This is a genomic window from Rhodococcus sp. NPDC057297 (assembly GCF_042667435.1).
Lineage (GTDB): Bacteria > Actinomycetota > Actinomycetes > Mycobacteriales > Mycobacteriaceae > Rhodococcoides.
Window position 1 is genome coordinate 22596 of the sequence record NZ_JBHUZE010000008.1, and the last position, 20606, is coordinate 43201.

19 protein-coding genes are annotated in these 20606 nt (G+C 64.1%); 9 read left to right on the plus strand and 10 right to left on the minus strand.

The window, feature by feature from the left end:
• Positions 1-177: 177 nt before the first annotated feature.
• Genes ACFULT_RS20730 through galK form a run of 3 tightly spaced genes read left to right on the plus strand, consistent with a single transcriptional unit; the run spans position 178 to position 3136 of the window.
• On the plus strand, positions 178-960 hold the full coding sequence (locus ACFULT_RS20730; protein ID WP_037138562.1) for a DeoR/GlpR family DNA-binding transcription regulator: 783 nt from the start codon (positions 178-180) through the stop codon (positions 958-960).
• Complete coding sequence (gene galT / locus ACFULT_RS20735; RefSeq protein WP_378482292.1) at positions 957-2042, plus strand: galactose-1-phosphate uridylyltransferase; 1086 nt, start codon at positions 957-959, stop codon at positions 2040-2042. The genes ACFULT_RS20730 and galT overlap by 4 nt, the downstream gene beginning before the upstream one ends.
• Complete coding sequence (galK, locus tag ACFULT_RS20740; protein WP_378482293.1) at positions 2039-3136, plus strand: galactokinase; 1098 nt, start codon at positions 2039-2041, stop codon at positions 3134-3136. The genes galT and galK overlap by 4 nt, the downstream gene beginning before the upstream one ends.
• 4 nt (positions 3137-3140) lie before the next feature.
• Here galK and ACFULT_RS20745 read toward each other — a convergent pair whose 3' ends face one another.
• The 6 genes from ACFULT_RS20745 to ACFULT_RS20770 are packed head-to-tail and all read right to left on the minus strand — an operon-like array spanning position 3141 to position 9072.
• On the minus strand, positions 3141-3995 hold the full coding sequence (locus ACFULT_RS20745; RefSeq protein WP_094721035.1) for an NAD(P)-dependent oxidoreductase: 855 nt from the start codon (positions 3993-3995) through the stop codon (positions 3141-3143).
• A complete protein-coding gene (locus tag ACFULT_RS20750; protein WP_037111014.1) occupies positions 3992-5098 on the minus strand; it encodes a mandelate racemase/muconate lactonizing enzyme family protein in 1107 nt (368 codons plus the stop codon). Before ACFULT_RS20750 ends, ACFULT_RS20745 begins: the two co-directional genes overlap by 4 nt.
• Positions 5099-5104: 6 nt before the next feature.
• A complete protein-coding gene (locus ACFULT_RS20755) occupies positions 5105-5725 on the minus strand; it encodes a helix-turn-helix domain-containing protein (RefSeq protein WP_080733011.1) in 621 nt (206 codons plus the stop codon).
• Positions 5722-7356, minus strand: coding sequence for an ABC transporter permease (locus ACFULT_RS20760; RefSeq protein ID WP_378482294.1), 1635 nt, complete (start codon positions 7354-7356; stop codon positions 5722-5724). Before ACFULT_RS20760 ends, ACFULT_RS20755 begins: the two co-directional genes overlap by 4 nt.
• On the minus strand, positions 7353-8006 hold the full coding sequence (locus ACFULT_RS20765) for an AAA family ATPase (RefSeq protein WP_141217182.1): 654 nt from the start codon (positions 8004-8006) through the stop codon (positions 7353-7355). The genes ACFULT_RS20760 and ACFULT_RS20765 overlap by 4 nt, the downstream gene beginning before the upstream one ends.
• Positions 8007-8040: 34 nt before the next feature.
• Positions 8041-9072 carry an ABC transporter substrate-binding protein gene (locus tag ACFULT_RS20770; RefSeq protein WP_052059317.1) on the minus strand — a complete coding sequence of 344 codons (1032 nt, stop codon included), beginning with the start codon at positions 9070-9072 and terminating at the stop codon, positions 8041-8043.
• Positions 9073-9311: 239 nt separating this feature from the next.
• On the opposite strand from ACFULT_RS20770, the gene ACFULT_RS20775 reads away from it, so the two are divergent.
• Together ACFULT_RS20775 and ACFULT_RS20780 are read left to right on the plus strand one after the other, a co-directional pair.
• On the plus strand, positions 9312-10130 hold the full coding sequence (locus tag ACFULT_RS20775) for an ABC transporter ATP-binding protein (protein WP_037111048.1): 819 nt from the start codon (positions 9312-9314) through the stop codon (positions 10128-10130).
• A 58-nt stretch (positions 10131-10188) separates the two neighbouring features.
• A complete protein-coding gene (locus ACFULT_RS20780) occupies positions 10189-12252 on the plus strand; it encodes a helicase-associated domain-containing protein (protein WP_378482295.1) in 2064 nt (687 codons plus the stop codon).
• Here the strand turns inward: ACFULT_RS20780 and ACFULT_RS20785 are convergent.
• Positions 12249-13175 (minus strand): ABC transporter substrate-binding protein, encoded by a 927-nt coding sequence (locus tag ACFULT_RS20785; RefSeq protein WP_378482296.1) that lies wholly within the window; start codon positions 13173-13175, stop codon positions 12249-12251. The two genes, ACFULT_RS20780 and ACFULT_RS20785, sit on opposite strands and share 4 nt — an antisense overlap.
• Before the next feature lie 12 nt (positions 13176-13187).
• Positions 13188-13844: a hypothetical protein gene (locus ACFULT_RS20790; protein WP_378482297.1), complete on the minus strand. Its 657-nt coding sequence runs from the start codon at positions 13842-13844 to the stop codon at positions 13188-13190.
• 240 nt (positions 13845-14084) lie between these two features.
• Between ACFULT_RS20790 and ACFULT_RS20795 the strand changes: the two genes are divergently transcribed.
• From ACFULT_RS20795 to sigJ, 4 genes are all read left to right on the plus strand, one after another.
• Positions 14085-14840 carry a DUF559 domain-containing protein gene (locus ACFULT_RS20795; RefSeq protein WP_378482298.1) on the plus strand — a complete coding sequence of 252 codons (756 nt, stop codon included), beginning with the start codon at positions 14085-14087 and terminating at the stop codon, positions 14838-14840.
• A gap of 217 nt (positions 14841-15057) precedes the next feature.
• On the plus strand, positions 15058-16308 hold the full coding sequence (locus ACFULT_RS20800) for a DUF4185 domain-containing protein (protein ID WP_378482299.1): 1251 nt from the start codon (positions 15058-15060) through the stop codon (positions 16306-16308).
• 91 nt (positions 16309-16399) lie between these two features.
• Positions 16400-17737 carry an NAD(P)/FAD-dependent oxidoreductase gene (locus ACFULT_RS20805; protein WP_378482300.1) on the plus strand — a complete coding sequence of 446 codons (1338 nt, stop codon included), beginning with the start codon at positions 16400-16402 and terminating at the stop codon, positions 17735-17737.
• Positions 17738-17744: 7 nt separating this feature from the next.
• The gene (sigJ, locus tag ACFULT_RS20810) at positions 17745-18662 is read left to right on the plus strand and encodes an RNA polymerase sigma factor SigJ (protein WP_378482301.1); all 918 of its coding nucleotides are present in this window, start codon (positions 17745-17747) and stop codon (positions 18660-18662) included.
• Positions 18663-18680: 18 nt separating this feature from the next.
• On the opposite strand, the gene ACFULT_RS20815 is transcribed toward sigJ, so the two are convergent.
• Positions 18681-19439, minus strand: coding sequence for a GolD/DthD family dehydrogenase (locus ACFULT_RS20815; protein ID WP_037111034.1), 759 nt, complete (start codon positions 19437-19439; stop codon positions 18681-18683).
• Between the two features lie 96 nt (positions 19440-19535).
• Entirely contained in the window at positions 19536-20576 is a 1041-nt protein-coding gene (locus ACFULT_RS20820; RefSeq protein ID WP_094721045.1) for a substrate-binding domain-containing protein, read from the minus strand.
• Positions 20577-20606: the final 30 nt, after the last annotated feature.

The following is a 20606-nucleotide window of genomic DNA, read 5'->3' on the forward strand; positions in this document are numbered from 1 at the left end:
CTCCCTGGTTGAGTGAGCTGGCTCACTGGTGTGAGCGATGTGAACACAAAGTAACAGGTTCAAACAATTACGTACATCCGTTCCCGCATTTGTGTCCGGTTCTGTTTGGTAATGTTCGATTCATCAAGGTCGCTGGTGCACCGATTCAGTCGTGCCCCGAATCAGAGGTAGGTGCCGATGCTGGCAGCGGAACGCCACTCCGCGATCCTGGCGGCGCTGCATACCGACGGCGCAGTCAAGGTGGTCGACCTGGCGGATCTCCTGGGTGTCTCGGAGATGACGATCCGGCGCGATCTTGACGTTCTGGACGAGCGTCAAGTGCTCCGCAAGGTCCACGGCGGAGCAATCGTGCGGGGGAACCGGGGAATCGAACCACCGTCGACGGCGAAGGCAGCTCGGCAGCACGCCGAGAAGGTCGCTATCGGCCGTGCAGCCCTCGGTGCAGTCGAGGACGGAATGACCATCGCCGTCAGTGCCGGTACCACGACGCTGGAACTCGCGAAACTGCTCAGGGGTCGTGACGCCATCACCGTTGTCACCAACTCGATTTCGATCTTTCAGGAGCTCACCGGACATCCCGACGAGCCCAATCCTGTCGTTTATCTCACCGGGGGCTCGCGCACCCCGTCGGACGCGCTCGTCGGGCCGATCGCCAATGCGGCTCTCGACGTGTTCCGCGTCGACGCAGTGTTCCTCGGTGTGCACGGTTTCGACATCGAATCCGGTTTGACCACACCGAACATCGCCGAGGCCGAGACCAATCGTCGGCTCATCGCAACCAGTCGACGGTTGTTCGTGTTGGCCGACAACACCAAATATCGAGAAGTGGGCACCAACGTGTTCGGGCGGATGTCGGATATCGACACACTCGTCGTCGACGACGGTCTCGACGTGGCCGACAGGGCCGCGTTGGCACCGCACGTGGAGAACATTCTGGTAGCCGAGACGGAGAAATCATGACCACGCAGCACCCCGTTCGTGCCGAGCTCGCCGACGGCCGGGAGATCCTCTTCTTCTCGTTGCCCGGCAACGTCGCTCACCCTGTTCCGGATGTTCGGCCTTTGGCCGCACGACCGAAGGGGGCGCAGTCGGAGGTACGGCGTGACCGTCAGACCGGCGACTGGGTTGCGATCGCGGCGTTGCGGCAGGACCGTACGTACAAGCCGCCCGCGGATCAGTGCCCTCTGTGTCCGTCGCCGGGCGGAGACAGAAGTGAAGTTCCTGCAGCGGATTACGACGTGGTCGTGTTCGAGAATCGCTTTCCGAGTCTGTCGCACGCAGGACCCGATGCACCGATTCTGCACGACGGTGATCTGCAGGCCCCCGGAATCGGGCGCTGCGAGGTCATCTGTTTCTCCAGCAACCACACGGCGTCCTTCGCTGATCTGTCTCACGACCATGCTCGTCTCGTCGTCGACGTGTGGCGCGAGCGAACCGCAGATCTGTTGGGACGCGACGGCATCGAGCAGGTCTTTTGTTTCGAGAACCGAGGGGAGGACATCGGCGTCACGCTGTCTCATCCGCACGGACAGATCTACGGGTACCCGTACCTGACTCCTCGGACGACGTCGATGCTGCGTCAGGCTCGCGAGTTCGCCGCGGTCCACGGACGAAACTTGTTCGGCGATATCCTCGCGCAGGAGATCGCCGACGGCCGTAGGGTGCTGGTGTCCGGCGAGCACTTCACAGCATTCGTCCCGTTCGCGGCCCGCTGGCCCGTCGAGGTGCACATCTACCCGAATCGACACGTCCACAGTCTGGTGGATCTGACCGAGGACGAACTCGACTCGCTGACCGACGTCTACCTCGACGTTCTGGGCCGTTTCGACAGGATGTATCCGGCACCGCTGCCGTACATCTCGGCCTTGCATCAGTATCGGTCCGACGGAATCCAGGCGGACGGGTACTTTCACATCGAGCTGATGTCGGTGCGACGGTCGGAGACCAAACTCAAGTACTTGGCCGGATCCGAATCGGCAATGGACGCGTTCATCACCGACGTCACCCCCGAGCAGATGGCCGACAGATTGAAGGCATTGTGACCACGTACACGGCGTACGCGCCAGGGCGGATCAACCTGATCGGCGAGCATACCGATTACAACCTCGGTTTTGCGATGCCCATCGCACTGGAGGAACGCACCACGGTGACGTTCGAGCCGGACGGGTCGGACCGAATCACGCTGGCCAGCGACGAAGAGGGCGCCGGTTCCGCGTTCGACGTGACTGCGCAGCCCGGTGACGTCGACGGCTGGGCGTCCTATGCGGCCGGTGTGGTCTGGGCGCTCGCGCAGGCGGGGCACCCCGTCGTCGGAGGCGCGATGAGCGTTCACAGCGACGTGCCCATCGGGGCGGGTCTGTCCTCCTCGGCGGCCCTCGAATGTGCCGTGCTCCTGAGCATGAACGCGGCCACCGGAACCGAACTCGAACCTCTGGACGTCGCACGGCTCGCGCAGCGCGGTGAGAACGATTTCGTGGGTGCGCCGACGGGGCTGATGGATCAGCTGGCGTCTTTGGGCGGCGAGGTCGCCCGGGCGCTGCTCATCGATTTCGAGACCTCGTCCGTCGAACCGGTTGCGTTCGAGCTCGACGCGCACGATCTGGCGCTGTTGGTCGTCAATTCCAATGCGGCGCATCAGCACTCGACAGGGGAGTACCGGGCACGTCGCGAGTCGTGTACCCGCGCGGCGCGGGAGCTGGGCGTCGAAACTCTGCGAGAGGTACAGGGCGAGGACGTTCTGGATCGGATCGAGGATGCAGTCGATCGGGCGAGAGCCCGCCATGTCCTCAGCGAGAATCAACGTGTACTCGAGTGCGCGAAAGCCATGGCGAGTGGTGACTTTCGTCGGGTCGGTGCTCTGATGGACCAATCGCACGCCTCGATGCGCGACGACTTCGAGATCACCACACCCCACATCGATCTCATCGCCGAATCGCTCGGTGCGCACGGAGCTCTCGGCGCACGCATGACCGGAGGCGGTTTCGGGGGATGCGTGATCGCACTCGTTCCGGCACCCGACGTCGACCGCATCACCGCAGCGGTCGAGAGCGACATCTCGGACGGCGGCTTCCCTGCGCCGACGGTCTTCACCGCCCGGGCCGGAGCGGGCGCGTCGCTGGCAAGCTGTAACTTCTAGCTTTTCATCTCGGCTCCACGAGGTGGTCCCGCCAGCTGTGAACGGGTTTCCAGCCGAACAACCTGCGCGCCTTGGTGATGTCGTATCCACCTGCATCCGCGCGTTCGATTCGATCGATGGTGACGTCGGGATACGCCGTTTCGATTGCGTTCCGGATGTCACGTCCGCCGATGTTGTCCTCGGCGGCGGCGAAGACGACTTCGTGTCCGGAGACAGGCTGCTCGGTGGCGAGGACTATCAGGTCGGCGAGGTCGCGAACGTCGATGTAGGACCAGAAGACCGCACTGCCGATCGTTGGATCTGCGGTGATGGGTCCGAGGTTGGCGGCGTAGGTCTCGGGTGTGATCACCCAGGTTGCGCGGATGGAGACGGCATCGATTTCGGCTCGCCTGCATGCGGCGTCGCACAGTTGCTCGCCGAACAGTTTGGACAGTGCGTACGGGTCGATGGGTGAATTCGCATGCGTCTCGTCGATGGGATACCTCGACGGCGTGATTCGGCCCCCCGACCAGGTGTATCCAGGGACACTGTCGCTCGAGATGTTGACAAGGCGTGACACCCCAGCGGCGACGCAGGCTTCGATTACGTTGAAGGTCCCCATCGTGTTGGTCGAGAAAACCTTGTGCGCAACGTCTTTGGTCGGCTCCGGGATTCCCGCTGCATGTACCACTGCGTCTACGTTTCGGATGACGGCGAACATGTCGGCGGCTTCGGTGACGTCAGCTCGAACGTAGGGCAAGGGGTCGTCGTAGTTCGGAGACGCCAGGTCGACGCCGTGGACGTCATGGCCTGCGTCGCTGAGCGCCTTCACTGCTGCACGACCGACTTTTCCTCGCGAACCGGTAACCATCACTCTCATACGAACGAGCCTTCGTCGAAGGCGGACTGGAGGAGAGTGACCCCGAGTCCCGGTCCGTCCGGCAGAGCGAGGCATCCGTCGTCTATCGCGGCGATTCCCAAATCGTCGCTCCCGGATTGGGTGCGCAGCACTGTGTCCAGATGTATCGGGTACTCGAGCAGATCGACGTCGGGTGCCGAGGCCGCGACCTGGAGCACTGCGCCCAGACCGATAAGGCCCGCGTGGTAATGCAAGACGGCCCGAACGCCGAATCCTGCGGCCATCGCGGCGATCTGCCGTGCCTCGGCGATACCGCCGGAGATGCATGGATCGGGTTGCACGACGGAAATCTCACCCGCGCTCAGCGCTGCCGAAGCTTCCTCCGCGCTGAACAGATGTTCGCCCGAGGCGATCGGAATGCGGCTGCGAGTCGCGGCCACCGCGAGTGCCCGGTGCCGAGACTGCAGTAGCGGCTCCTCCAACCACCGAATGTCCAGCTCGGCCATCCTGTCCGACAGCCTCGCAGTGGTCGGCAGGTCGAGAGACTCGCTGGCATCGACCATCATCTCGATGTCATGCCCGAGGAGCCGACGCAGGTCTGCGAGCGTGTCGACGGCTGCGTCGGGGCGGGGCCCGGTGCGCAGCTTGACGTGGCGCACTCCGCGGTCGAGCATGGGCTCGAGTTGCTTCAAGTGGAATTCCGCGGGGTGGTCGTCGAGGAACGGACTGCTGCCTGCGTACACGGGGATTCGATCCCGCACACGGCCGAGCAGTGAGGAGACCGATCTCCTCTGTTCCTGGCCGACGAGATCCCATAGCGCAATTTCGATTGCGCTTCGAGCCTGCGCGCTCGCCCAACTCTCGCCCAGTTCTCGGCGGGTAGCGCGCCTGATCTTGGTGATCAGCGGTTCGACGGCATCGAGTGTTTCCCCGATGATCAAGGGAGCGAATGCATCTCGAATCACAGCAGCGTGCACAGTGGGGTAGGAGATGCCGAAGCAGTCGCAACTTTCGCCGAATCCGACGAGCCCTGTATCGGTCTCGATCCTGACGACGAAGAATGTCATCGGACCGTTGGCGGACAAGCAGCGCATCGGCAGCGGGGTGACCGAGGTGATCTTCACGGGCGTTCAGTCCTGTCTTCCGTGCGCGGATCGCGCTTCGAGATCGGCGTCGTCGTGGGGTCCCGCCTGCACCACCAGTGCGCGTGCAGGCCACTTCCCAGTGATTCGCCAGCGGTGATTCAATCCGCCGGGAACGTAGAGTGAGTCGCCTGTTGCCAGCACGTGGGTGCCCTCGGTGTCGAGGTCGACCATCAGCGAACCCGACAGAATGTGGATGAACTCGGCGACGGAGTGCGTCCAATAGGTCTGCTCGTAGATGTCGGACGTTATGTGGAACTCGAGCGGATTGAGGCTGCGCGTGCCGCGAACCAAAGGCCTGGTGTATCCCATTTCGTGGGTGCTGACGAGTGGATCGTCGGCGCGCACGATGCATATTTCCGATTCTGCGCTCGACGAGTGGGCGCTGGCTGTGAGCATGGGGATGGTGGTGCCGAGGGCGTCGGCGATGCGTCGCAGGGAATCCATGCTCGGTTGTGCCTTACCCCGTTCGACCTGACTGAGGAACGGATTGGACAGTCCGGACAGCTCGGCCAGACGAACCAGCGTGAGTCCCTGCACCTGCCGCACGGCCCGGATGGTCTGTCCCATCTTGGTGCGTTCGGCCATGTCCGACGGCTCGGGGCTCATGCGTTGACCTTTCTGGCGGGGACCTGAACAGCTGTGGGCGTTGCGACGCTTCCGGAGTACATTCTGGCCGAGAGCTTCTCGAGTATCCCGACCGCTGCATAGACGGCGAACGTCATTGCGGTGACGAGAACGACCTCCGCCCACAGCATGTCGTACCGGGCTGTCGTCATGGACAGGATCATGTCGTAACCCAGGCCATCGCCGGTGGCGAGCCACTCTGCCAGCAATGCTCCGGTGAACGCGAGCGGCGCTGCAATCCGAAGTGAGGAGATCAACCCCGACGTGGCCATGGGGACCTGGACCGTCACGAACGTGCGCCAGCGAGACGCGTGCAACGACGCCATCAGGTCGGCTGCGTCCTTGGGGATTCGCTCGAGCGACAGGAGCACTGTCACCAGCGTCGGGAAGAAGGTGACGAGACCACCGATGACTGCGACGCTCCAGGCGCCGCGGCCGACGACAAGCACGATCAGCGGTGCCATCGCTATCAGCGGCACAGTGCGAACCGCAAGAACGACTCCCATGAACGCGCTCTTGACCGAGGGGGACAACGCGAACAGTGCGGCGACGACGATGGCAGCCGACATTCCGGCACCGAGCCCGACGACGGCATCGCGAAGGGTCTGTGAGGCCAGTGGCAGGAGGTCCGATCGAGTGTCTGCGCCGGTCGCCGGTCCGTCGAGGAGGAATTGTGCGACGTCCGTCGGAGACCGGCCGATGAACGACGAGACACCGGTGACGGCGAGAAAGCCGCTCCAGACGATGCACACAGCGAGTACTCCGATGATCGCGCTCGACACGGCGCGCGCCGCGGCCTTCGGCCCGGTGCCGGTCGCTCGATTCGGATCGAGCGGTGAGGCCGCCATGGCACGAGCGCTGAGGTCGGACGACCACGGAACAGCTAGGCGCGCCAGCACTCCGATCAGCACATACGCGACCCCTGCGATGAGAGCCCCGGCGAGCGCAACTGCCCATGTTCGCGGTATCTGCATGGACTGTTGCGAACTGATCATGAGCACACCGAGTCCATTGTCGGCGCCGATGTATTCACCGATGATCGCGCCGAGGAGTGCTGCAGGCGCCGCGATCTGGAGGCCGGTGAACAGCGCGGGTAGTGCAGAGACGAAACGAACCTTCCGCAGAGCCATCCAGGCACCACCGCCTTGTGCGGTGACGACGTCGATGCTGGCCGAGTCCGCGGCGCGCAGACCCGTCGCCACTCCGATGAGAGTGGTGAAGAAGACGGACATCCCGGCGAGCACCACGCGGGACATGCCTTCCTCGAACACGATGGCGAAGAGCGGTCCGATCGCAACGATCGGCAGACAGTACGAGAACACGCCGATCTGCATGATGGGCTTGGCGAACGGGGGAACCACGAGGGCGACCACGGCCAGCGCGACTGCACAGAGATTTCCCCATAGATAACCCTGCGCCGCCGCGCCGACCGTGACCAGTGAATTGTCGACATAGAGACCCAGTCCGTCGTCGAACACCTGAGACACGATTTCGATCGGTCCGGGAACGGTGCCTCCAGCCCTCAGCAACGTCAGCGACAGAAGCTGCCAGACGACGAGGACCGAGATCATGCCGACGAGGGCGGTCGAACGCGGACGGCGCAGCACCGTCATGGCATGGAGTCCAGAGCGTCGTCGATCGATTCGCCCGGGTACGGTGACGAATACCCGCCCTCTGCGGCCGGATCGTGCCCGTCACCTCCGAGAAGGCTGCGCACGTAGGCCGACCACGGCGAACCGTCGGGATCGATCTCGTCGACCAGCTTGTAACCACCTGCCGCCCACCAGAAATCGGTGTCGCGACCGGCCTTCACACCGCGCCGGGTGTGGTGGTCGACGTGCATGTCGAGAATTTCCACGGACCGTTCCCCGCTGTCGATCTGTACCGACGCCCAGAACGCCAACTCCATGGTGCTGCGATCTTTCGGAGCCGAAGCCAACAGTTTGACTGCGTGCGCCGAATACATCCACCGTTCGAGGTCGGTTGTCTGGCGGACACGCTGCTCGTTCATGGCGTGCAGCAGCGACGGGGCTGCGGGTAGTCCGGCGCCGACGTCCTCGACTGCGATGATCTCCAACCGTCGCCACAGCAACTCTTCGGTTTGGACTCCGGTGCGGAACAGCTCGTAGGCAGCGAGCGCGGCTTCCTCGACGAGTCCGCGTCGTATCGATTTCTGTAGGACGGAGCGGACTTCGTCCACTCGGAAACCACCGACCGTGACTGCGCGGCTCCAGATGTCGTCGTTCTGTTCGGGTTGAGGCATTGCAGGCGTGTCCTTCTTGTGAGGGTGGCGTGTATCAGGAAACGGTGGGGCCGTCGGCGTAGATCTCGTCGAGGATGCTCATGTCGAACAAGGTCTCCGAGGCAGTGATGCCACCGGCTCCCAAGGTGCGGACGGACTGCGCGATCAGATCCGGGGTCATCGTGAACAAGCCGTTCGCCGTGGTGTCGGGCGTGACCATGAGATCGTTCGAGGCAACGCAGGACGCAGTCTGGGCGGACAGGTCCAGGCCGTTGTCCTTCCCGTAGACCTCGACTGCGAGCTTCGCCCCCGCGGCGGGATCGGCGATCGCGTCCTGCCATCCCCGGATGTCCGCCTTCATGAATGCGATCACTCGTGCCCGCTTGTCCGGATCCGTCAGTGAATCGGATCGCACGGTGTACGTGCCCGTCGGCAGGAGGTATCCGTGATCGGCGAGCAGCATGATCGTGATCGCGTTCCCCTTCTCGCGCAGCTGAACTGCATCGTCGTTGGAGTAACCCCAGAAGCCGTCGACTTCCCCGGAGATCAGTGGGGTGAGATCGTGCTGGACCGGAACTTGGGTGAAGGTGCTCGAGTCGATCTCGTTGAGTCGCAAAAACGCATCCCACGCAGTTTGGTTCACTGCCTGGATGCCGATCGTCTTTCCCGCGAGGTCTGCGGGTGAAGTGATGGGAGTGGCCATCGAGATGATCGAGAACGGGCTTTTCTGGTAGCTCGCACCGATGATCTTCAGGTCTGCACCGGCCCCGACCGCGTTGGCGGTGAAGTCGGGGGAGCTCTGCGTGACCAGGGCCTTGCCGGATTCGGCGACCGCGTCTACCGCGACGTTCGGTCCACCGGCGAGCAGATCGACGGTCAATCCTGCGTCGCGGTAGTAACCCTTGTCGTCGGCGATGTATTCGCCGGCGAATTGGAAGTTCTTGATCCAGCTGAGTTGATATGCGATGTCGCCCGATGCTGCGGACGATCCGGCGCTCGAACTGCTGCCGCACGCAGCGAGGACGGGGCCTGCGGCGATGAGGCCGGCGCCGGCGGCACCGATACGTAGGAAGGCGCGACGATCCATGAGGTCTCCTATGAGAGTCGCTTATCTGCGCGTCCCTGAGCAGAAGCGGCGAGTGGAGTCGAAGAATTCAATCTTGACCAGAGCAAGATTGGCAGTGAATCGTTTCCATGATGTTTCGTCGCGTAAACCTTGATTGAACTGCGTATGAGCCGTAGCTTCGCGTCAATGCTGGGCGTAGGGTTCGTGATCGGAGCAAGATTATGTTTGCCGCACGGCGAACCAACCACAAGGACACAACCATGGAGAATTCCGTCGCGAAGTCCGTCGTACCGCTGCGCCCTCCCGGTACCGGAATCGATATCAGCGGCCTCACCAAAACGTTTTCCCTCGGCCGCGAACAGGTACACGCACTCGACGATGTGAACATCAAAACATCGGAGGGGCAATTCTTGTCGCTTCTCGGACCGTCAGGATGCGGCAAGTCGACTGTGCTTCGAATCCTGGCAGGACTGGACACTCCTACAGCAGGTGTCGCCCTGATCGACGGCCGCTCGCCGAAGGAGCTGCAGCGTGACCACGAACTGGGTATCGCGTTTCAGGATTCCGCGCTGTTGCCCTGGCGCTCGGTCGAATCCAACATCCGCCTACCGCTCGAAGTTGCTGGACGCGACGTGGACGCCACGGCCATCGCCGACCTGATCGGGCTCGTGGGATTGGGCGGTTTCGAGAAGGCCAAGCCTGCTCAGCTGTCGGGCGGAATGAGGCAGCGGGTGTCGATTGCTCGAGCTCTTGTTCTGCGGCCGTCCGTCCTGCTGCTCGACGAGCCGTTCGGCGCGCTCGACGACATGACGCGGCAACGTCTCAACATCGAGCTTCTCCGCATCTGGACGGAGAAGCCCGCCACCACCTTGATGGTCACGCACGGCATTGCCGAAGCAGTGTTCCTGTCCGACGTCGTCGCGGTGATGGGTGCGCGCCCCGGCCGTGTCGTCGAGATGGTGCCGATCGATCTTCCTCGCCCACGGACGCCGGAGATGATGCGTTCTCCGGAATTCCATCGGCTGCACGATCATTTGTCGGATCTTCTCTTCGGTGCCGGGGATCGCTTGTCCGCCTGACGCTGCCGTGCGGAATGCGCCGCTGTATATCCACCTCGGGAGAACTAGGGTTGCGGTCATGCTTACCGCTGTCGAGGAGTCCGTTCGCGAGCGAATTGCGGCTTTGGACGTGGATTCGCTGGCGTTGCTGCTGCGGCGCCGGCATGTGGCGCGGACGGATGCTCCCGAGGATCTCGACGAGCTGGCACGTCATCTGGTCGGGGGCGATTCGTTCGCAGATGTCTACCTGACGCTTCCGCGGCCGGCGGTGGAGGTGCTGTCCGCTGTTGCGCTGTGCAAACAGCTGCGGATGCCGGCGACGGTCGATGCCGTCCGTCGGTTGCTGGGAGATCCGGAGTCGGGCTTCGAGGCTGTAGTGGAGGATCTGTCCGAACTGCAGATCGCGTGGGTGTCTGATGGGGTGCTGACAGCGGTACATCCTCTCCCGGTGTACGCGGTTCGAAGTTACGGCACCGATGTTCGCCGGTCCTTCGATGCGGCTGCGCTTCCGGTGCTGCGTTCGGTCTCCACGAAGCTGGGTCTCCGCGGAGACGGGGCCCGGCCCGAGGTGGTGGAACAGCTCGTGTCGTTGTTCGACGACCCCGATGCGCTGCGGAGCGTGGTGGAGACTGCGCCGGACGCCGAGAAAGAGTTTCTGTACGAAGCTGCGCGCCGAGACTCGATCCTCTACGCGGATCCGGTGTATCTGACGGCCGCGCGTCCCGGCGCATGGGCAGTGCAGCGGGGATTGGCATGGCAGGTCGCGAACGGACCGGTGTCGATGCCGGTGCAGGTGACTCGGGCGCTTCTCGGTGCCGATTTCGTTCTACCGTTCAGCCCGACTCCGCCCGAGTTCGACTCCGAACCGGTCGATGCAGGGCACGTGCAGGCGGAAGCGTCGGCGCGCGTTCTTCGCATGGTGGAGGTGGTGACCGGGGTGATCGAATCCGCATCGACCACGCCGATTCAGTTACTCAAATCCGGTGCCGTCGGCGTGCGTACAGTGCGCGCGATAGCCAAGGACCTGCACGCCGAGGTCGACGCCGTCGAAGTAGCTCTGGAATTGGCGTTGAGCGCTCTTCTGCTTGGCTTCGAAGCTCTGCCGACGCCGAAAGGCCGAAGACGCGTTCCGGCTGGGCACGTTCTGGTCGCGACGGACCGCGCGGCGCAGTGGTTGGCAAGTGATCCCGGAACCCAGGCAGCATCACTGCTGCAGACATGGTGGAACGCCGACGCCGTGTATCTCGCGACGTACGAAGGCATCGCCGACGACTCGCGCCAGATCCCGCCGAGATTGCTGCGCCGCGCGGTCGTGTCGGCACACGACCTCGTTCAGGAGGGACACGCCTTCGCCGACGACGGCGCAGTGGTGACAATGCTCGGGTGGACGTTCCCGTGCTTTCCCGTCGAGGAGGGCCTGGACATACTGCAGATGACGCAGCGTGAGGCGGAACTCGTCGGCGCCCGGGCGCTGGGCGCCGGCACCGATCTGGGTCGAGCTTTGTTGTCCGAGAACGTGTTCGACGCAGTGGAGCGGGCCGTGTCCACGGCGCACACGCGTGCGACCGTCGGCGCAGATCTGACGGCTGTGGTGTTCGGGCCGCCCGGCACCGCGCTGGCCCACTTCTTCGACAGTGTCGCAGTTCGCGAGGCGACCGGCGCCGCCACGACGTGGAGGTTCGATCAGGTCAGTGTTCGTGGAGCTTTCGACGACGGCCTCACCGTCACCGAGGTGCTCGACGGTCTCGCCAGGTACTCGACCGGTGACATTCCGCAGGCGTTGACCTACCTGGTGAACGACGTGGCCCGCACGCACGGCAGCATCGGTGCCTACGCACTCGCCTGCGCAGTCGTCGCGCCCGACGAAGCGTTGATCTCGGAGATCACCGCGAACAGGCGGTTGTCGAAGCTCGGTCCGGTTGTTCTCGCGCCCACGGTTGTCGGGTTCACCGCGCCGATCGAGACCTCGCTCGAGGCGCTTCGATCAGCGGGATATGCACCTGTGCGTCGTGATTCGGACGGACAGGTAGTAATCGGGCGCACGCAGGTGGCGCTGAATGCAGAGCCGGCGCCGTCCTACGCCCTCGGTATGGCGCCGTCCTACGACGAACTGGCCGAAACGCTCGCCTCGGCCGGTGACTAGCCGCCGAGCGCAGAGGCGACGGCTTCGACCTGATCCGCGACGCGCGGACCCCACCGGCTCGACAGATCCTCGTCCATCGTGACGATCGAGCCGTCACGCACAGCGGTGGTCGACGCCCAACCTGGCCGAGCTGCAACGGCTTCGGCCGTCACGCCGCAGCACTGGGAGTCGGCGAGGAAGACAATGTCGGGGTCGGCAGTGACGACACCTTCGTCGGACATCTGCGGATAATCGGTGCCGGCACCGTCGGCGATACTGGTCAAGCCGAACAGGCCGTAGATTCGGCCGATGAAGCTCTCGCTCGTCACCGTGTATAGCATCGAATCGAGTTCGTGGAAGTAGGTTGCGTTCGACTGCGGAACGCTCGCCACCGCGGCATCGATGCGAGTACGCATGTCCGCGACCACTGCGTCGCCTTCGGCGTCGTGACCGGTGGCGTCGGCAATGGTCTCGATCTGGGCGTAGGTGTCGTCGATACTCGTCGCAGCGGGGAGCAGCAGGATTGGTACTTCGGCTGCGTCCAAACCGGCGACGAGGCCGTCGATGTCGTCGGAGGCCACCACCAGATCCGGGTCGTAGCCGATGATCGCCTCCAAGCTCGGTGTGTACGCGGACAGCTCGGTTCTCGGAGCGTCGGTCGGGAAGTCGGACTGACTGTCCACCGCGACCACCTGCTCGCCTGCACCGACGGCGAACAACGTCTCCGTCGCCGTCGGGCTCAGTGAGACAATGGATGTCGGCCTCGACTCGATGACTACGTCGGCCCCAACGGTCCTGGGAAACGTCCCGTCAGCGGCGGACTGGTCCGCGGGTTGTTCGTCGGTCGTTCCGCTCCCGCACCCCGAGACAACCAAGGCAACGGCTGCCGCAGTCGCGGCCAGAACTGTCGGTATGCGCACCGGTCGATGTGTCATGTTCTCCATTCCTCCGACGTGTCAGGCGACGGTAGCGTCGTCGGCGTCCCGCAGCTGCCGATAGGCCTCGGCGAGCAGGTCGCCGGCGAGGTCGTCGTTGTGGTCGGTGGTGTCCGGTGCGCGGTCGGTCATCGAACGTGAGTTCAGGGCGTAGGCCAGGTCGTCGAATTCGTCGTCGGTGATTCCGAAGTCGATGCCGGCCTCGTCGGTCAAGAGTGCGCCGATGTCGATTCGCCACGACCACACGTCCGTGGTGCCTGCCGTTGCTCGTGCGGCGCTGACCAGGTCGGTGGAGAAGTCGAGCTGTTCGTCGGAGTACCCGTCGGCCATGTCGGTGTTGACGGTCATTTCCAGTTCGATCGAGTCGTCCTCGTCGTTGCTGAATTCGGTGACGACGAGGGTGTCGACTCCGCCGCAGGTGAGGGTCAGGAGCCGACGCTCGTGGGCGGGGGAGTCTCCCGCGGGAAGCGCGGCGACGGTCCACCCGTGCCGGACGGTGTTCGCCGGGTCGGAGATGGTGGCGTTGACGTAGTCCGCGACGATGTTGCGGATGTCGGGATAGGCGATGTGATCGGACAGTTCCCAGTACCTCGTTCGGTGGCCGGATACCGTGCCGGTCAGCACCGTCGTGCGCTGGGCTCGTTCGGTCGGAAAGGTGAAACGCTCGGTTGCCGCCATGACTGACGATCCAACTACATGCGGGCAACCATTCCCAATCGATCGTCCTGTCGGTACGAAATTCGACGGCAGCTGGTTCATCCACAGGCGTTCTCGTTATCCACAGGCGGCCGTTCGCCGAGGGGTGGACGCGCGGACGACAGTGCAGAGTGACGAGCTATGGGGGTCTACACGCGTGCACAACTGGAGAGTCAGGGGATTGCACGGTCCGGGATCGCACGGAGGGTACGGACTGGTCGCTTGATCAGGGTCCTTCCTCGGATCTACTCGGATCCCGATCCGTCCTACTTCGACCTGTGTACCGCTCTCACCCTGTGGCGGAGCGACGCAGTACTCAGTCACGACAGCGCAGCGTGGCTCTGGGGCCTGCTCGACGACGAGCCGTCGACGGTTCACGCGACCGTGCCGGTATCGGTACGGGTCAGCAGTGTCGACGGATTCGTGCTGCACCGCCGGTCCGTGTCGTCGACCGAAAGGCACGGCCTACCGGTGGTATTCGCCGCGCAGTGCTTCGTGGACGTCGCGTCCACATTGGCCGGTGATCCGCTCGAACAGTTCTTCGACCGCAATATCGGCGCACGGGTGTCGTGGCGAGCGGTCACCGACCACATCGTTGCCACGAAAGGAATGAAGGGCATGCGTGAGGTTCGTCGTCAGTTGGAGCACTGTTGCCCCGGAACATTCTCCGAACCGGAGCGGATGGTCGCCAGGGCCGTCCGGGCTCGCGGTGTTCGGATGAACATCAACGCACCCATCGGCCCGTACTTCGGAGATCTCGTGGACTATCACGCCAAGGTCGACGTGGAGATCGACGGGCGCGAGTACCACATCGCGCCCGGGCCTTTCGACAACGACAGGGTCAGGCAGAACCGGATGATCCTCGACGACTGGTTGGTGCTCCGCTACTCCGCTGCGACGGTGTACCGCGATGTCGACACCGTGGCGGATCAGATCGTCGGCGTTGTGCGGCGCCGTAGACGCAGCAGGGGTGCCTGACGCTCCATTCTTTCGACGAATCTGCGGTTTTCCGCGCTTTCGACTCGATAGTGGAGCATCAGGATCGGGCCTGAACTGGGCCAACTTACACGGATGTCATTCTGCTGCTTGTGTATTTGTGGTGTGCGGACGCCTTGCGAGAAGCGGGGATTTACGTAACACTCACCCCATCAGTCTCATGAGTAACACGAGTCACACGACACGGTGGGGAGCGTTCATGCGCGCACGTACTCGGCAGATGGCGATCGGCGCTGTACTTACCCTCGCGGCGAGCGGACTCACGGTTCTCTCGTCACCCACCGCCAGTGCAGAACCGTGTGGAGGCATCGGTGGACCGGGCTCGTCGCCGCTGTTCGGGTCGTCGGGCAGTGCGGGTGGTGGCCCCGAGAAGAATCCGCGGGGACCGCAGGGCCAGCTTCCCTCGATCTCCGGCAACGCGACGTCGGTTGCATGGGTAACCGGGCCGTTGAGCCCCAACAACACCTACGACCGGTTCGGCATCTCCGGGACGGATCTGGGCATCAGCTGGGACAACGGCTCCGGGCAGACGCTGATGGCGTTCGGTGACACGTTCGGCAATTGCTCGGTGACCGGGGCGCAGTGGCGAAGCAACGTTCTCCTGCGGTCGGACGACAAGAATCTCGCCGACGGCATCACCGTCACCGACGGAGTTCCGGGCGATTCCACGTCGGGCGCGGTCGTGGAACCGGCAGGATTCGCCAGCGAGGTCGTTCCCAGCCTGGGCGTCGCAGGTGTCGAGGACACCGTCATTCCTACTGCGGCCATCTCGATCGGCGATGTGCAGTACATGAACTACATGTCGGTGCGCTCGTGGGGAGCGCCCGGTCGTTGGGTCACCAACTTCTCCGCGATCGCGATGTCGAGGGACAACGGGCAGACCTGGCAGACTGCGCCCGCGACGATCCGGGTCAACGCAGGCATCACGATTCCAGCGTTCCCTCAGGTCGAGGAGAGTAACGGCAAGTATCAGATGAACGCGTACGCGAAGGGTCAGGACGGCTACATCTACCAATTCGGTACGCCCAACGGTCGTTTCGGTGCCGCGTTCGTTGCCCGCGTGAAGCCGGAGGAGATCCTCGACCTGACGAAGTACGAGTACTCGACGCAGGATCAGGCCAAGCCCTGGTCGACGAATGTGGCCGATTCGAAGTCGGTGGTGACGGAACCCGTCAGCGAATTGTCGGTGGCCTGGAACGGGACTTTGAAGCGGTATGTCATGTTGTACGGCAACGAGGTGGACCGGACCATCGTGGCCCGCACATCGGAGAAGCCCGAGGGGCCGTGGAGTGCGCCGAAGACGCTCCTGAACAGCTGGCAGACCAACGGCGGGATCTATGCGCCGTACATCCACCCACTGTCCAGCGGCAACGACCTCTACTTCACCGCGTCACGATGGTCGGACTACAACGTGCTGCTCCTGCGGACCAACGTCGACGTACTGAAGTAGCCGAGTCCCGCACCGGTTGATCCGATCGTGTCACCTCACACATGAGACGGCTGTGTCGTCGTAGGGGTACAGACACAATCGGAGGCGGGACATGACGGAGATCCTCATCGTCGGCGGCGGGTACGCCGGGCTCTACACAGCGCTGAATCTCGAGAAGAAGCTTCACCGCGACGAGGCGCACGTGACTCTGGTGGATCCTCGCCCGTACATGACCTACCAGCCGTTTCTGCCCGAGGTGGTCTCCGGCGCGATCGAGCCGAGGCACACCGTCGTGTCGCTGCGTCGGCACCTGCGCCGAACCACCCTCGTTGCCGCCACCGTGGACCGGATCGATCATGCACGAAAGCTCGTCCGAGCTCACGGCCTCGACGGCCGCGACATCGAACTGAACTACGACATCGTCGTGGTCACGGCCGGTGCCGTCACGCGGACGTTCCCGATTCCGGGCCTCGTCGACGAAGCAATCGGCATGAAGAACGTGGAGGAGGCCGTCGCGATCCGGGACAGGCTGCTCACCGCATTCGACCGGGCAGCCGCTCTGCCCGACGGCCCCGAGCGTGCCCGCCTGCTGACAGTGACGTTCGTGGGCGGTGGATTCTCGGGAGTCGAGGGCTTTGCCGAGGCGCTGTCTCTGGCGACGGAGCAACTGCCGTACTACCCGGAGATCGGAGCCCGCGAGCTTGCATTCCACCTCGTCGAGGCGCAGGGCAGGATCCTGCCCGAGGTGAGCGACGGGCCGGGACGCTGGGTCGTCCGGCATCTGCGGGACCGCGGTGCGCATGTGCACCTGAACGCCCAGATGGTGTCGGCCGTCGGCGGACACGTGGTGTTGTCGACGGGGGAGGAGTTCGACTCGGATCTGATCGTCTGGACTGCAGGCAACGCCGCGAACGGCGTTGTTGCACGGCACACGGACCTCCCCGTCGACGCACGAGGATTTCTCGTGACCCGCGCCGACCTACGCGTCGGAACCGAGGAAGAGATCGTCGCCGACGCGTGGGCGGCGGGCGACAACGCGGTAGTGCCGGACCTTGCCGTCGGGCACGGAGCGACGACCGTTCCCAATGCGCAACACGCGGTTCGGCAGGCAAAAAGGTTGGCGTCCAACATCGTCGAGAGCGTGCGAGGTCGTGAACCGAAGGAGTACGTGCACAGTAGCCTCGGGGTCGTCGCCACTCTCGGACGAGGACACGGTCTGTTCCAGTACAAGTGGATCATCGTCAAAGGATGGCCCGCATGGGCGATGCACCGCGGGTATCACGTCCTTGCGGTACCGACGTGGGAGCGCAAGGTCCGCGTTCTGCTCGGCTGGGTCGGCGCGTTCGTCGGACGCAGGGACATCGCGTCGCTCGCGGCGACCGTCGCGCCTCGCCGGGCGTTCACCAGTTCAGGAGTGGAGCCCACCCCGCCCACCGAGAGGGTGGCATGATCCGGTGATGGCCGACGAGACCGAGTCCTTGCCTGCACATCTCGGCGACGTCCACGACGAGCGACGCAGGTTGCTGTCGATGGCCTATCGGATGACCGGGACGCTCTCCGACGCCGAGGACGTGGTGCAGGAGACGTATCTGCGGTGGTATCGACTGAACGAGGAGGAACGGGCGGAGATCGTCAATCCGGCAGCGTGGTTGACACGAGTGGGTAGTCGGGTGGCACTCGACCTCCTCGGTTCTGCGCGGGCGAGGCGTGAACGCTATGTCGGTGAGTGGCTTCCGGAGCCTGTGCCGGCCGACCTGTTCGCGGGAACGGCGACGGAGGTCGATCCGGCAGACCGCGTCACCCTCGACGACGCCGTCAGCACTGCGCTTCTGGTCGTACTGGAAGCGATGACTCCTGCCGAACGTGTGGCGTTCGTACTGCACGACGTGTTCGCGGTGCCCTTCGACGAGATCGCGGGTATCGTCGGCCGCTCTCCTGCAGCAACGAGGCAATTGGCGTCGGCCGCTCGACGGCATGTCCGCGAGCAACGCTCGACGCTCGTGGCGGAATCCGATCATGATGCAACGGTTCGCTCTTTTTTGGCGGCCAGCCGCGGCGGCGACATCGGCGAGCTGATGAAGGTGCTGGCCCCCGACGTGACTTTGCGTTCCGACGGTGGAGGATTCGTCAGTGCTGCCAGACGGCCGGTTCTCGGCTCCGACCGCGTGGCGCGGTTCGTGCTCGGTGTCGTCGCGAAGCAGCCCGCTCTGCGTGTCGAGGAGACCCGGATGGCGGACGGCCTCGGTTATCGACTTCTGGCGGATCATCGGACAATCGGGACGGCCAACTTCCGCGTCGTGGACGGCCGCATCGTCGACGTCTGGTTCATGCTGAACCCGGAGAAGTTGACCAGCTGGCTGCCGCGAAACATCTGACTCACCAACGACTTCGGATCACAGAATCGTGTAACCACCGTCGACGAGGATGTCGGCGCCGTTGATCATGGCCGCGCCCGGGGAGGCCAGGAAGACAGCCACCGTGGTGATGTCCTCGGTCTCGGCGAAGCGGCCCACCGGGATACGCGCGCGCAGAGCGTCGCCCTTCGGATTGGTCCATGCGTCGCGGCCCAACGGTGTCATCACGACGGTGGGGGAGATGGTGTTGACGGTGACTCCGCGGCCGGCCCATTCGGCGGCAAGGACTTTCGTCAGACCCAGTACGCCGAATTTCGACGCACAGTAGGCCGCGTGTTCCTCGATGGCTACTGTTGCCGCCTGGGACGCGATGTTGACGATCCGGCCGCTTCCCGCAGCCAGCATGACGCGTCCGAATTCCTGACACACGAGGAACGTTCCGGTGAGGTTGACGTTCATCGTCAGATTCCAGAAGTCGTCGGAGAGGTCCTCGGCGGCTGCGAGCCGAGCGACACCAGCGGAGTTGACCAGGATGTCCACCCGACCGAAGTCCGCGACGACGTTCTGTGCGGCGTGCGCAACCGATGATCGGTCGGCTACGTCGCATGCGACGCTGTGAGCGCCGATCTCGGCGGCCTGCTTCGCTGCCGCATCGCCGTCGCGATCGACCAGTACGACGCGTGCTCCTTGCGCGGCGTAGGCCGCGCCGATCGCTGCGCCGATGCCCGACGCACCGCCGGTGACGACGGCGACCTTGCCGTCGAGGGAAAGATCGACGGGAGCGGGCAGTGCGGTCATGGAGGCGGGCCTTTCTCTACGGGTGGGTGGAATTCGAGGCGGGGCGGGCTGGAGGGGGAGAGCTGCCGCCCCGCCTCGAAGATCGGAACCGGGTAATTACTGTCCGGGGATTCCCTCGTTGGCGATGTTGCCGGTCTCGAGGTTCTGGGCGGTCAGATCCACCAGCCCGTCCAGGAATGCCTGACGGTCGGTCACGACGTGCTCGATGGCGACATCGACGTTGTCGGCCGTGATGGCAGGCATGACGTACACCGGTGCGGTGTCGACGTCTTCGCCCTTGGCGATCTTGTTGGCAACCGCGAGACCCGCCGAGAGTTCGACAGTGCCGTTCTGCAGCGAGGTGCCGATGAATTCACCGCTCTTGACCGCGTTCAGGCCGTCCTCGATGCCGTCGATGCCCACGATGGGGACGTCGGTGCGTCCGGCTTCCTTGAGTGCTTGCAGCGCGCCGAGGCCCATGTCGTCGTTCTGTGCGACGACGCCGTCGATCTGATCGCCGAAGCTCGAGAGCCAGTTCTTCGTCTTGTTGACGGCTTCGTCGCGCTTCCAGTTGGCGGTGTCCTTGGCGAGCACCTTGATGTCCGGGTACTTCGCCAGAACCTGGTCGATGCCCGCGCCACGGTTGATCTCGCCGGAGCCACCGAGCGGTCCCTGCAGGATGACGATGTTGCCGCGCCCGCCGAGCTCGTCGGCCATCATCTGCATTTCCTGCGCGCCTGCCGCCACGTCGTCGGGCTGAACGTTGCCGGAGATTTGATCGGTCTCGAGTTCGGCGTTCACGGCGATGACCGGAATGCCCTTGTCCTTGGCGGACTGGACCTGAGGTGCCAGCGAATCAGCCTGTGCCGGCACCACGATGATGGCGTCGACACCCTGATTGATGAGGGAGTCGACCTGGCTTGCCTGGACCGAGACGTCGTTGTTCGCCGAGTTCCACAGCAGCTCGATGTCGTTGGCCGCAGCGTAGGTTTCCATTCCTTCCTTGCCTGCGGTGATGAAGGAACTCATGTCGTACACGGTGACGCCGATGCGCGTCTTGCCGTCCTGGGCGCTGGTGTCGCCTGCGCCGCAGGCAGTGACGCCGACGGCGAGGAGGCCCGTGGCCGCCACGGTCAGCATCTTGGAAGCAAACTTCATTGTTCTTCTCCGGATCGGTGGGTAGTGATG